The sequence below is a fragment of the Gimesia aquarii genome, from assembly GCF_007748175.1.
GTDB classification, from domain to species: domain Bacteria; phylum Planctomycetota; class Planctomycetia; order Planctomycetales; family Planctomycetaceae; genus Gimesia; species Gimesia aquarii_A.
Genome location: NZ_CP037422.1, coordinates 4,142,783 through 4,156,452 on the forward strand (window position 1 = coordinate 4,142,783; position 13,670 = coordinate 4,156,452).

At 45.6% G+C, this 13,670-nt stretch carries 8 protein-coding genes; 5 read left to right on the forward strand and 3 right to left on the reverse strand.

Annotated elements, in window-relative coordinates; genetic code table 11:
- Positions 1-89: 89 nt before the first annotated feature.
- Positions 90-2,348 carry a beta-galactosidase gene (locus V202x_RS15750; RefSeq protein ID WP_145176823.1) on the reverse strand — a complete coding sequence of 753 codons (2,259 nt, stop codon included), beginning with the start codon at positions 2,346-2,348 and terminating at the stop codon, positions 90-92.
- 382 nt (positions 2,349-2,730) lie between these two features.
- Between V202x_RS15750 and V202x_RS15755 the strand changes: the two genes are divergently transcribed.
- The 3 genes from V202x_RS15755 (at position 2,731) to V202x_RS15765 (ending at position 7,647) form a co-directional block, all read left to right on the forward strand.
- On the forward strand, positions 2,731-3,231 hold the full coding sequence (locus V202x_RS15755) for a hypothetical protein (RefSeq protein WP_145176826.1): 501 nt from the start codon (positions 2,731-2,733) through the stop codon (positions 3,229-3,231).
- A gap of 442 nt (positions 3,232-3,673) precedes the next feature.
- The gene (locus tag V202x_RS15760; protein WP_145180614.1) at positions 3,674-6,412 is read left to right on the forward strand and encodes a cation-transporting P-type ATPase; all 2,739 of its coding nucleotides are present in this window, start codon (positions 3,674-3,676) and stop codon (positions 6,410-6,412) included.
- 92 nt (positions 6,413-6,504) lie between these two features.
- A complete protein-coding gene (locus V202x_RS15765) occupies positions 6,505-7,647 on the forward strand; it encodes a hypothetical protein (protein ID WP_145176829.1) in 1,143 nt (380 codons plus the stop codon).
- A 58-nt stretch (positions 7,648-7,705) separates the two neighbouring features.
- Here V202x_RS15765 and nhaR read toward each other — a convergent pair whose 3' ends face one another.
- Together nhaR and V202x_RS15775 are read right to left on the reverse strand one after the other, a co-directional pair.
- The gene (nhaR, locus tag V202x_RS15770; RefSeq protein WP_145176832.1) at positions 7,706-8,596 is read right to left on the reverse strand and encodes a transcriptional activator NhaR; all 891 of its coding nucleotides are present in this window, start codon (positions 8,594-8,596) and stop codon (positions 7,706-7,708) included.
- 110 nt (positions 8,597-8,706) lie between these two features.
- On the reverse strand, positions 8,707-9,120 hold the full coding sequence (locus V202x_RS15775) for a helix-turn-helix transcriptional regulator (RefSeq protein ID WP_232099017.1): 414 nt from the start codon (positions 9,118-9,120) through the stop codon (positions 8,707-8,709).
- 259 nt (positions 9,121-9,379) lie between these two features.
- Between V202x_RS15775 and V202x_RS15780 the strand changes: the two genes are divergently transcribed.
- Positions 9,380-10,960 (forward strand): proton-conducting transporter membrane subunit, encoded by a 1,581-nt coding sequence (locus V202x_RS15780; protein WP_145176835.1) that lies wholly within the window; start codon positions 9,380-9,382, stop codon positions 10,958-10,960.
- Positions 10,961-11,027: 67 nt separating this feature from the next.
- Positions 11,028-13,658: a DUF2309 domain-containing protein gene (locus V202x_RS15785; protein WP_145176838.1), complete on the forward strand. Its 2,631-nt coding sequence runs from the start codon at positions 11,028-11,030 to the stop codon at positions 13,656-13,658.
- Positions 13,659-13,670: the final 12 nt, after the last annotated feature.

Below are 13,670 nucleotides of genomic sequence, written 5' to 3' on the forward strand. Positions count from 1 at the left end.
CAGAACACTATGTTTAAAAACAGGACGGTTTCTTAGCAAGAACGAGTTACTAATCTGCCTCCATATTAAAAAAGGAAACTATGATTTCCTTAAGGTTTAATCGTCACTTCCAACACGATTGCTTCGCTACCGGGCAACTCGAGTTGCAATGGAAATTTGGTTCCCAAAGATTTACCTGTGCGAAGATTTCGACACCCAGAGATTGGCAAAGTTGTTCCAATACGGAGCGGAATGTTCTGTGAAGACAAAGCGATACCACTGCCCGGTCCATCGACACTAGCCTGACGTGTGGGATTCGCAACAATGGCCCAAATTTCTGTTTGGTCTTTGGTTCGATAACGTAACAATTCAACGCCATGCTCCTGTTGATCTTCTCGAGTGACCCGCACAGGCTCCTGAATCTCCTGTTTGGCAATCCAGTCACCAATCCATTTTCGCCAGTGATTACCGAAGTTGGCTCCGCGCAAAGATTGATCAAAATAGCCAGTGGGAGAAAGATTCAAATAAAGCGTGCGTCCACTACCAAATTGATGTTCAAGACGAGTTCCGGAAAGACTTCGTTCGACAATTGGCATATTAGAATCGAGCAGGCAGTTTTCTTGAGGCAAACGTTCTGCAAAAGGTCGGCGATAGCGCTCACCATCTACTTCGAATCGTCGATTTCCATCAAACCAACCCGACTTTGATAGACGGTTGAGTCCGAAGAGTTGATCCAGGGGAGGAGTCAGATATCCACTTCCGTGTTGATCGGTTATTGCAGGAGCATAATCTGCGATGACAGCACCTCCACTCTTGACGAATGCTTTGATCGCCTGACATTCTTCACTACTCAGGGCAAACGCTTGAGGTAAAATCAAAAGTTTGATTCCCCTGTTTTGCAGCTCACCGGCGCATAGTTCCTGTGAATCGATCCAACGTGGTTGATGTCCCAGGTCTTCGAGAAGACGTGTCCAGGCGACACGATTCTTTCCACTCGATAAGCAAGAATTGTCTAGACTGGATGAACGCCTCGGCCAGGTTTTTCCGTGGGTCGTCGCATCAATGGCCCAACCAACCTGGATACTCGGATGAGAATAGAGCAACGCAATTGGGGAAAAAACGGGTTGGGTTTGTGGCGCGGCTAAAACCTGCAAGGAATCTGCCTGGACCGCGGCAAATGTGTTACTTAGCTTCTCAACCGCAGGATTGATTTTCCCAGCATTAAACCAAGGCTTGCCTCCCGAGTCGGGCCAGGCAATCACTCCACGGTTGCCATGAGCCAGATAGTACCACAAAAACCATTGATCACGGGCTAGATCGACAGAAGCAAAATAGGTTTGCATCTGATACCGCCGTGGCGTATCAGCCCAAAAGCTGCGTAAAAGTTCGTTTGTACCACCAATGTCATATGCTTCCATCCATTGCACGGAATGGCGCAGCAGGCTGTAGTCAAATCCGCCATACGCCGAGGGTTGTTGTCCACCCACCACACCAATCGGTACTGTGGGAGCATGGCTGCGGGCATGTTGGACCGCTGCAGCAAAGGTTTCTGCCTGCATCTGATCCATAAAAGTTCTAAAGTCAAGCCAGGGTGCCAGTCGCCATTTGCTCGGTGGTAAATTTTTGAGCTGCTGTCGAACTTTCTCATAGGTCACCGGCTGAGCAGAGGCAAGTTTTGCTGATTCAGATACCGCTGGTAACTGCCATGCACGTTGCCAGGCTGAATTGGAAGAATACTGAGATTTCAACCATTTGCGAAACGCGGCAATGGCTTGAGGTGAATAATCGACTTCCAACGGCGAATTAAAACTGCCTAACGAGACTTCATCATCTAATGCGATGGCGGCAACGGGACCATTCAGAATGGGTGGTATGTTTGCATCAAGCCGCCGAGTCAACTCCTGGAAAGTTTTGGGATCGGCAAAAGACCAGGGTCGCGGTGAGGGTGCGCCTGATTTCGGAATTGAACTGAGTCCAGAACGTGGTGTCAGATGCAAGATCCCCTTACCGGCGGCATGATCGACATAATACGGCCACTCCTGTTGGGCTCCCCACGCTGCAAGTTTTTGCTTGCCTTCACCATAATCAATGTGCCAACCGTTGAGATGAATTTTTTTGTAAAGATCTCTATCGTTCGTGGCACGTGTTTTGTACTGCCAAACCAGGATAAGAAAATTATATTGCTCATCAAATTTTCGATTCTGTGGTATGGAAACATGAGTAATTTGATTCTGATTCAACCAATGATTGAGATGATGTGACCAATCGTTTTCTGCAAATGCGAAAGATGGAGAAAACCAACAAGCCAAAACCGCGATGATACTTACCGTTCTCCTGAATTGGAGAATCATGATTTGAGAATCTAACATAGCTACTACCTTTGTGGAATTAAATTATCACGTGAGACTCTCTCACAAGTATCAAAACATTCTAACATTTGATTTTATGTAGTGCCCCGCAGTGGTAAAGTCTGAAAATCACATATTTTGGGTTGTTTGCAGAAGACTGTTTTCGAGAGAGTTACTCTCTGGACACGTAAACCAAAAGTGGAAGTAATCGGAATACTTGAATCATAGTTGTGTATTTATTACAGAAATCTGCTCTCTGCGGCCGATATGAAGTATTAGGCGGATTTTATCGGTCAAGTAAAGCTGAAAAAACACCCTCAGCTCTATCACAACTACACTCAGTGAATGAATAAATTGCCCTGAATCGGGGGGGGTGACATAACGTACTATTCAAGGAACGAATATGATGCATCGATGGTTATTGGTAACAGGAATCGCTCTTTTCGTATTTGGAGCCGCATTCGCATCAGGAGAAAATCGTGAGTCGGAACCAGATCAAGGTGACCAACAATCAGCTCTGATGCTTGCCAAGCTTGCCAGCACTCAGAAAATCACCAATGGATTAGTCACCAAAGATTTTGAACAAATTCTCCGTGGTGCCAATGAATTGGACCGCATCTGTAGTGCCACCGCCTGGGCTTCACACAGCGATCGCATTTATGCCCACCATCGTACTGAACTACGCCGACAGTCACAAAAACTTGCAAAAATGGCCAAGGAAGAAAATCTCGACGGAGCCGCTTTTACATACATGCAATCACTGACAACGTGTATCAGCTGCCATGAATACTGCCGTGATGTTCTGAAAATCGCTGACGAGTCAGAAATAAAGCTGAAAGTGGTACCGATCCCCGTCAATGTACAGGAAGCTGATGCAGCAAAGAAAAAAACAAACCGTCGTTAAGCATCTGAAAATAGCTTTAATTGAACGCCTCTCACTTACTGTATCCGCCGCTCAGACTCTGTTGAATCAAATGTAGAATAACTCTTCAGATCAAATTCCATTCTGAATTTACAGCAAGCCTTTTCAAACATTCCCTTTTTGTAGCCTGCGCTTGAGAGCACCATAATCTTCTCGCTTCTATTCGCTTAAAATACACATTCACTCTGGCTAAACAGGATATGTGAGCTCCGCAGGATTCTAGGTGACACGAACCACCAGATATCATCATGTAGATTTTATCTACACTTCATTAATGCTTTATCTTTGTGCCCGCTGGTGCGCCGAATGCATATAAATCACGTTGATTAGATTAAGATATCGATAGGATACAGTTTTTTCGCGCTGGAGGCGGAATGGAATGAGTCTGAATGACTCAGTACGGACGTTGAGTGAAGGATGCAGCATGGAGACACTAATCAAAAAGCACTTACATCATGTTTCAGTAGACGAAGCCGTTCAATTACTGGATGTAGATTCGCAAAAAGGCCTGGACGAATTTGAAATTGAGGCACGTCAAAAACGTTTTGGTCCCAACACAATCCCCACACAGACTGGTTCGGGCCCTTTAAAGCGATTACTACTACAGTTTCATCAACCACTGGTATACATCCTAATTGCAGCAGGCACCATCACCGGGTTGTTACAGGAGTGGGTTGATTCCGGAGTCATTTTTGGTGTCGTACTGGTGAATGCTTTGATTGGATATTTACAGGAGTCCAAAGCAGCCAAGGCACTGGAAGCTCTCGCCAATACAGTCACGACAGATGCAACCGTTGTTCGGGCCGGTAAAACACGCAATGTACCATCCACAGAGCTTGTTCCAGGCGATATAGTGCTCTTGCAATCTGGTGATAAGGTCCCCGCGGACTTAAGACTGATTGAGACACGCGACTTACAGATTGACGAATCGGCGTTGACGGGAGAATCGGTACCCGTCGAGAAACACTCTCAGGTGTATCAACCGGACACACCGCTCGCCGAGCGTCAAAATATGGCGTATTCTTCAACCCTTGTCACTTATGGCCAGGGACGAGGTGTGATATTCGCGACTGGAAGCCATACCGAAGTCGGCCGCATTTCCGAATTGATTTCAGAGGCCGACATTTTACAAACTCCTCTGACCCGAAAGGTAACCTGGTTCAGCCAGGTGCTGTTAGTGGTGATTCTCATCCTGGCTGCCATCACGTTTGGGATTGGAGTATTACGGGGTGAATCTGCCTACGTCATGTTTATGGCCGCTGTGGCATTAGCGGTAGGAGCAATTCCCGAGGGACTGCCCGCGGCAGTCACCATCACTTTGGCAATTGGTGTAGCGCGAATGGCACGACGTCGGGCCATTATTCGTCGGCTACCAGCGGTTGAAACGCTGGGAAGTACCACAATTATTTGCTCGGATAAAACAGGAACGCTGACCGAAAACCAGATGACAGTCCGAGCGATCTGGGCAGGAGGCGAACAATATAAAGTGACCGGTGTGGGCTATGCCGCTTCAGGAACCATTCACGTTAGTGGAAATGAGTCTAACCATGACTTGAATGTCGCGGCGCGCGAGTGTCTGCTAGCAGGACTCTTATGCAACGATTCAAGATTGGTCAAAAAGGAGGCACGTTGGGAAGTCCAAGGCGATCCAACAGAAGGCGCTCTGCTGACCTCCGCTGCCAAAGCCGGCTTAGACAACGACGAACTAATAACTGGAATACCTCGAATCGATGTCATTCCGTTCGAATCTGAATACCAATACATGGCCACACTTCATGAAATGGGAACAGAGTCACCAGGACGCATCTATGTCAAAGGGGCTATGGAGGTCATCTTGTCAAAGTGTACCTCGGCTTTAAATGCCTCTGGTGAATGCGTTCCACTTCCGCTTGAGAAAATTAAACATGAGTTCGATCAATTAGCTACCCAAGGTTTGCGCGTGCTTGCATTTGCGCGAGGTGAGATTGAACGTGGCACACCCGACACTAATCGACTGTCTCATGCGAATGTGAGTAACTTAACGTTTCTGGGACTTCAAGGAATGATCGACCCGCCTCGGGCTGAAGCGATTGCTGCAGTAAAAGCATGTCAGACAGCTGGTGTCCGCGTAAAGATGATTACCGGCGATCATGCTTTGACTGCTGCCGCGATCGCCCAACAAGTCGGTTTGGATGGCATGGCGACACAAAGTGATACTCCTCCCAAGGTCGTTTCGGGGAAAGAGCTAACTAAAATCTCCGATCGGGATCTGATCAATGTTGCAGAAACCAGTGCGGTATTTGCGCGCGTGACTCCAGAAGAAAAACTGCGTTTGGTCCGTGCACTTCAAGCTCAGAAACAGATCGTGGCAATGACAGGAGATGGGGTAAATGACGCACCAGCACTGAAACAGGCAGATATTGGAGTCGCGATGGGCGTAGGTGGCACGGAAGTCGCAAAAGAAGCTGCCGATATGGTTTTGACAGATGATAATTTCGCATCCATCGAAGCTGCCGTTGAAGAAGGACGTGGTGTGTTTGACAACCTGACAAAATTTATCGTCTGGACATTACCAACAAATCTGGGGGAAGGTTTAGTGATTCTGGCAGCAGTTTTTCTGGGAGTCACTTTACCAATCCTGCCCGTTCAGATTCTGTGGATCAATATGACAACAGCGGTTTTATTGGGTTTGATGCTGGCATTTGAACCCAAAGAAGAAGATATCATGCAACGTCCGCCTCGAGATCCTGATACCCCCTTGCTCACTAGAGATCTCATCGGGCGCATTTTTCTGGTCGGAACTTTACTGCTAGTCGGCGCATTTGGACTGTTTGAGTGGGCTTTGTTAAGTGGTTCAAGTATTGAAGAGGCACGGACCATTGCCGTGAATGTCTTTGTCATGGTCGAACTTTTCTATCTGTTCAATTGCCGCAGTCTGACAAGATCGATGTTCCAACTCGGTCTGCTTAGTAATCTCTGGGTTGTTGGTGGAGCGGCCATCATGATCGTGCTGCAATTGCTTTACACTTATGCCCCCTCCATGAACCGCCTCTTTCACAGTACTCCTATCGGCTGGAACTGGTGGGGTTGGATTCTAGCCGTTGGTATTACCGCATACTGTGTCGTTGGTTTTGAAAAATGGATACGCCGTCGGCAAACGTCACTGACATCGAAGGAAAACTAAAAAAGCTACTTGACAAAACAATTCGACTAGACATGTCTCCATTGTAAATGCCGAAACTCAAAAGCATCTTGTCAGAACCAGGAGCGCTTATCATGGAACTTAAGAACTTAAATCAACATATTCGTAGTTTAATTTCGCTCTCTGCTACAGAGGCTCCAGTCATCAGTTGCTATCAGTCGCTGGTCAACAGGCGTCTTAAAGACAGAAATATTTTTGTTGAACGAATACGAACCCTACAACACAGATTGAGTGGTTCTGAACGAGAAGACTTTGATACGGCTCTCGCTCAAATCCAGCGATATCTCGATACGGAATTATTACCGGATGCACAAGGGATTGCAATTTTCTGTCGATCCGGTAAGGAGCCTTTTTTCCTACCAATGCAATTCCGGGTCCCACTCCCAAATTGGATCGCTGTTGACAATGTTCCTAATATTTACCACTTAATCGAACTGAAAGATACCTATCATCGCTACATCGTGATGATTGCCACCGAAGAAAGTGTCCGCATACTGCAAGTGAATCTGGGAAGTATCACAGCACAAATGTGGAACGAAAGACCAGAGTTGCGTAAGCGAGTCGGACGCGAATGGACCAAAGCACATTTTCAAAGATATTTGAAGGAACGCAAACGCAAGTTTCTCAAAGAATCGATTGCATTACTTGATAAGTTGATGGTGGCAGGTGATTATTCGCACTTAATTCTTGCAGGAAATACGAATGTCGTGTCTCAAATAAAAAATGAACTGCCTAAACACTTAATGGAACGTGTAATTGATAGCGTGACTGCATCCGGTTCTACACCTCTGAAAGATGTTGTGGAGAGTACACTTGCCGCTTTTGTCGAAGCGGAAGAACAGGAATCGCGAGCAAAAGTTAGGGATTTGCTCAGTCAACTCCGCACAGGTGGATTGGCAGTCGCAGGAACCGGCCCCAGCTATCGCGCGTTGTGCCTTGGGCAAGTGGATGTTCTGGTTTTGCATAAAGATTATCAACCAGGGATGGTTTGGTTATGCAATCAATGCTTTAATCTCGATCTTGATTCCGTACAACCCGAATCATGCCCTGAATGTGGTTCACGGACGTTTCGCAAGGTTGATATTAAAGAGAAAATGGTCAGTCTGGCAGAAGAATTCGATAGCACAATCGAAGTCGTAAACCAAAGTGATGAGTTAGTTCAGCTTGGCAGTGTTGGTTGTCTGCTCAGCTACCGGTTACTCGACGATTACATTTAGCCTTTCTCTCGGTAGATTCGAGAATGCTTACTTCTGATACGAATTGATCGTACGAAACTTAGAGCGAACTGTTGTCTTCACAAATCGCAAGTACTGCCGGGTGTTTTATACGACGTTCAACAGAAATTGCATAATAGCGTTCGCAGACTGCATCAGTGCGGCCAACAACGCGTACTTTGTACTGATGACAAATCTCTTTTTCAATCATCGTGGGCGCAGAGAATATGCCAACTCCGTCCTGACCGAAGACGTTCATCAAAGCGGTATCTTCAAACTCACCCACGATTCGCGGTCGAAGACCTTCTGTATAAAACCACTGCTCCAGATCGCGACGTACTGCGGTTTTGTCTGCTGGTAATAAGAGCGGTGCCGCATTCAGAGAATTGGGAAAGTTCTGGCGATAGATTGAGGCAAATTGAGACGTCGCAAAAAAAGATAACCCAGACTCTCCCAGCAAATGATTAAATGCTTTCACACTTGCTGTTGGACTGACAGGTGCATCAGAAAACATGAGATCCAGACGATGGACTGCTAGTTCGGCCAGCAATTCATCATGCTTACCCTGGCGGCAGACGATGTGCACGTCTTCTTCCAGTTGGAATGCAGGTTCGAGTAAACGATGAGCAACAAGCTTCGGTAAAACTTCGACAATCCCCACTTCGAACCGAGCGGGTCGACTGCCTGACTTCTTGCGTACCGCATCTTGCAATTCACGGCCGACAGAAAAGATCTCTTCTGCATAGCGAAAAACCGTGTGCCCAAATTCTGTCAGCACCAAATTTCGACCGGCACGGTCAAAGAGTTTCTCACTAAAGGAAGCTTCCAACTGTTGGAGCTGTTTGCTGATGGTCGGATGGGCCAAATGTAACAGTTTGGCAGCACGCGCGATACTTCCCTCACGCGCCACTAACCAGAAGTAATACAAGTGATGATAATTGAGCCAGTCCATACATTGAAGATATGTAGACTCTATCTACGTGTCAACACTGTCTGATTAGAGCCGCTCAATGCTGGAGCGGATCGAATATGCGCTTCAATAGTGAAGAATTACCAGTGAGTTCATTCAGAGACAAGCTCGAGTAGCTCTCCAATTTTTTTATGTTTTTCGATGGAATGCCTTAGTGGCTGATCGGTTAGAACTTCATACCGATTTTGACGCCCCACCTTCTCGCGGTGAATAAATCCCTCTTCTTCCAGATCTTGAATAATCCTTTGAACGGCTCGTTCTGTGATGCCAACCTGGACAGCAACTTGTCGTAACACGATCTCCGGTTCTCGATGCAACAAAATAAGAACGTGTGCATGATTCGTGAGAAATGTCCAGCGATTCCCAGGTGCTTCGGCAGATTTGGCCGCTGTATCAGCCTGTTGATTTACTTTCGAATCTGTCTCTTTGGAACCTGAAATTTTTTTATGGTCACTTTGTTTTTTCGTCTTCGATGACTTACCCATCATATCCTCGTTTGGTGGCATCACTTTGCGGTAATTCTTAACACGATCTTAATTTATTCGTCAGCCTCACAATAAATCGAGTGATTTCAGGCGAATTATACATGAATATCGATTCGTGAAACATAAATCTTTTGACTACAGCATTATTTTGTCCTCAATTTTGGCTTGAATCGAATTTTTTCTCAAGAATTCCCAAAATATACACGAAACATAATTGACGACAAATTTTTCATGCTTTATATTTCACGAATCATAAATAACTAAAAGGAGTACACCTATAATGAGTGATTTGAGTGCCATTTTGGCTTTACCTGCATTTCTAATGCTATTATCTGTATTGATCCCCGCCGACTGGGCCAATGCCAAGGCACGTCAGATTCGCCAACTGATTACAGGGATTGCCGGAACCCAATTTGTAATGGCGTTTGTCATTATGGCTTTTTATGTCGTGCAGATGACACTGAACACAAACATACAACCATTTAATAGTGTGATTCAATCGTCTGGAACACATCTCATTTTTTATGATGGTATTTCAGGATTGATGTTTGCTCTAGTGAGCTTCATTGGGTGGGTCATTTGCCGATTCTCAGTTCGTTATCTCGATGGTGAAGCAGCTCAAGGAACTTATTTCCGTTGGACAGGCTTTACAGTCGGCGCCGTTTCCTTCATGGCTATCTCAGGAAATTTACTCTTGTTTGTGCTTGCCTGGATTATGGCCAGTCTGGGTCTGCATCACTTGCTTGTGTTTTATAAGAATCGACCGGCCGCGCAACGTGCTGCTTGGACCAAATTCACAGTCAGTCGAATTGGTGATGCTGCATTAGCAGCGGCACTCATTCTGATTTACGTAGAATTTCAAACACTCAATTTTTCTGAAATCTTCGCAGCGATCAGCTCACAAGCAGATCAAATCTCACCACAAGTGATTTGGGCTGGGTGGTTTTTAGTTTTTGGTGCCATTGCCAAATCTGCCCAGTTCCCTTTCCATATCTGGTTACCTCAGACCATGGAAACACCGACTCCCGTTTCGGCTTTAATGCATGCGGGAATCGTGAATGCAGGAGGCTATCTCATTATTCGAACCAGCCCGCTTGTATCATTGACCCCTACAGCTTTAACTACATTAGCGATTGTCGGTGCCTTTACTGCATGTTTCGCAGCACTCATCATGTTAACACAAACCAGCGTGAAAAAATCGCTGACTTATTCGACGATAGCTCAAATGGGGTTCATGATGCTGCAATGTGGTTTGGGCGCATTTTCTGCAGCGATGTTACACATTCTTGCCCATTCACTTTACAAAGCTCATGCCTTCTTGAGTAGTGGTAGTGTACTGGAACAAAATCAGGCCATTAAAATCATTGGAGAAAAACGTGAATTACACCAGGTATCCTGGTCAAAGCTGGGTATGCTGAGCGTCGTTGTTGTGTGCATGTTCCTTTTGATATCGTCTCTCTTTGGCATCAACCCCACAACAAAACCAGGTGGGATTTTGCTCGGATTTGTGCTGTGTCTGGCTTTAATCAGCTGGATCGGACAATCACTGCAATCTGCCAGTCGCCAACTCTTCATTCGAACTTCGGTAACAGGGGTACTCCTCTGTTTTGCTTACTGCATCGGTTTTCTCTCTGTCGATAAAATCGTTGCTCCCAGTCTGCCGACAGTTCAGACATCCACGATCACCTGGCTCATCGCATCAGTCGTACTGTTTGGATTCGGCGGCATGTTTATGCTGACTAAAATTGTGGTTAGTCCCACGAATTTCAAATGGCTCAACATTTTCTATGTCCACGCATCAAACGGCTTTTATATCGAGCCCTGGTTACGTCATAAATTTGGAACGCTCGCCAAAGAATAATCTCTCCTTCTGGTTTGCATAGCCAATCACAACTCAAACTCGCAGAAATCAAATAAGGATTATTAAGATGATCTCACAAGCAGAATCCACTTTGCTGCCTTTGCCCTCTTCGGGCACTTTAGAAAAACAAGCAGTAGAACAACTTCATATCATTGAACAAGTTGCTGAAGTTCTCAAGCAAGTCAACGAAGTGATCGCTCCTGTCTGGCCACTTAATGATTATGTAGCCGTCAATCCTTACAGTGGAATTTCAGAACGTTCTTTTTTAAATGCACGAAATTTTTTGCGGGTCTTTTCAGACTGCGAAACTCTCATGCCCTTGCAACATTATGCGAATGAATTTCAGCAAGGTCAGTTTAACAGGAATCATATCGAAGCGGCTCTGGTAGAATTAAAAGTCGATGGAATTGGCAACGGTCACCTCAATTCCGTGACTGAAATTGAAGAAATGCTCAAGCAAATCGGTGGCCTTGCTCATGAATCGAGTGAAGCTGCCAACGTTCCCAACAACGATCGTCGTATTCGAACTCTATCCGAGTTTTATGATAAAACATTAAGTGGTAACTGGACCGCAACGATTTGTGATGAAGTCTCGAAATACTGTTCCATGCATTATGATGAAGGACAAGCAGTTTGGTCGAGTCCCTGGAGTCATTTATCATTATATGAATCCTGGCGGTCAGCGGCTTTACATGATCGAAGTGTTGAGGTACTCGGCCTCAAGGGATTCCGAAGCTATGTCTCACAGCTACCACAGACTGCTGAAGCATCAATTATTTACTCATTGCAGAGCCTGAATGTTCTACCCGAGCTTTGGGAAACGTTCCTGCTTTGTCAGGCATTCACGATTCCTGGCTGGAGTGCGTGGGCCAAATATCAATCAGAGCAAAGCGAACAGAGTGCAGAATTTGGGAATGACCTGGCTGGCTTACTGGCAATGCGTCTTGCCTATGATGCTGCATTGGCAAAATCTTTTTCATTCAATGTGAACTGGACCTCCTATGCGAGTGGCGAACCTGTTTCATTCAAGTTTCCACACCACGCTGGAGACGATGAATTACTGCGATATACACTCCTGCGAGCCAGCGAAATTGGATATCGAAATCGACTGTTAAATTCCATTCCTACAAAGTCACAAAAAAATCAAAAACAACAAAATGGATCAGAATCCGTCGATTCAGACACAAATGATTCGAAACGAAAATTAGCACAAATGGTCTTCTGTATCGACGTCCGATCGGAACGAATTCGTCGGCAAATAGAGTCTCTTTCGAATCGAGTTGAGACTTTCGGATTTGCAGGTTTCTTTGGTTTACCAATTGAATTCGTACGGCTCGGAGAGCAATCTGGGGATAGCCATGTACCGGTACTATTAAAACCACAGTTCCAACTACATGAAGAATTGCACACAAAAGATGAATCCTCGCTGTCGAAGACACTCCAGGAACGTAGTTTGATCAGATCGTTTCGAAAGCTATGGAAAAGTCTGCAAACTTCAGCTGTGGGTTGCTTCTCTTTTGTGGAAACGACGGGTCTGTTTTATGGGTTTAAACTTTTAGGTCGAACTGTCAACGTTACCGATTCAAAAACGAATGCAGGATACGATGGAATTCGCAAAGCAAACCATGAGCATCTAAAGCCCACTTTGAAAAGTCTCAATCAACAAGGTATCTCGACATCAGATCAAATTGATCTTGCTGAATCCATGTTGAAGAATCTGGGATTAACTGAAAATTTTGCAAGGCTTGTGGCGTTCTGTGGACATGCCAGCCAGACAGAAAATAATCCTTTGAAAGCTGGTCTGGATTGTGGTGCCTGCGGTGGACACTCTGGTGAGCCCAATGCAAGATTGGCAGCAATGCTTCTCAATCATCTTGAAATTCGACAGGCTTTAGCTGATCGAAACATTCATATCCCCGAAGACACTTACTTTCTGGGTGGCTTGCATAATACGACGACCGACAAAATTGAGCTTTTTGACCTGGAAATGGTTCCCGAATCACATCAAGCAGACCTGCAGGAATTGCAGAATTACTCTCAAAGTGCGACTGAGCAAACTCAGGTTGAACGAATGCCATCGATTGGGAGTCAATCATTGGCGGATCTTTTGCGCAGAGCCGGCGATTGGTCCGAAGTACGACCTGAGTGGGGATTGGCAGGTAACGCCGCATTTATCGTTGCCCCGCGCTCCCTGACCAAAGAAATTGATCTGGATGGTCGTTCCTTCTTACATAGTTACAACCACCAGACTGACCCTGAAGGTGAAGTCCTGGAAAACATTATGACCGCACCCATGATTGTGGCCCATTGGATCAATATGCAGTACTACGCCTCCACTGTGGATAACCATCATTTCGGAAGTGGAAATAAAACGTTGCATAACGTGGTAGGAGGTTTCGGAATTCTTTCTGGCAATAGCGGCGACCTGATGACAGGTTTACCTTGGCAATCTCTACACTCTGGTGAAGACTACCAGCATTTACCCATGCGATTGCAGGTTTTGATTGCTGCTCCGAGAGAAATGATTGAAACAGTGATCAAGAAGCATCAAATGATTGCTAACCTACTCAGTGGTGGTTGGCTGCACCTGATTGCATTGGACAGTGAATCCCAATTTCAATACACAGAAGATGGAAACTGGGAAGAGATTGAGCTGACTTTATTTGGTAAACAATCTCATAAAAATGATACAAATTAAACCAACATAATA

Excerpts from the sequence above, each read along its gene's own strand:
- V202x_RS15750 (WP_145176823.1), bottom strand. The coding sequence starts at position 2,348 with ATGTTAGATTCTCAAATCATGATTCTCCAATTCAGGAGAACGGTAAGT.
- V202x_RS15755 (WP_145176826.1), top strand. The coding sequence starts at position 2,731 with ATGATGCATCGATGGTTATTGGTAACAGGAATCGCTCTTTTCGTATTT.
- V202x_RS15760 (WP_145180614.1), top strand. The coding sequence starts at position 3,674 with ATGGAGACACTAATCAAAAAGCACTTACATCATGTTTCAGTAGACGAA.
- V202x_RS15765 (WP_145176829.1), top strand. The coding sequence starts at position 6,505 with ATGGAACTTAAGAACTTAAATCAACATATTCGTAGTTTAATTTCGCTC.
- nhaR (WP_145176832.1), bottom strand. The coding sequence starts at position 8,596 with ATGGACTGGCTCAATTATCATCACTTGTATTACTTCTGGTTAGTGGCG.
- V202x_RS15775 (WP_232099017.1), bottom strand. The coding sequence starts at position 9,120 with ATGCCACCAAACGAGGATATGATGGGTAAGTCATCGAAGACGAAAAAA.
- V202x_RS15780 (WP_145176835.1), top strand. The coding sequence starts at position 9,380 with ATGAGTGATTTGAGTGCCATTTTGGCTTTACCTGCATTTCTAATGCTA.
- V202x_RS15785 (WP_145176838.1), top strand. The coding sequence starts at position 11,028 with ATGATCTCACAAGCAGAATCCACTTTGCTGCCTTTGCCCTCTTCGGGC.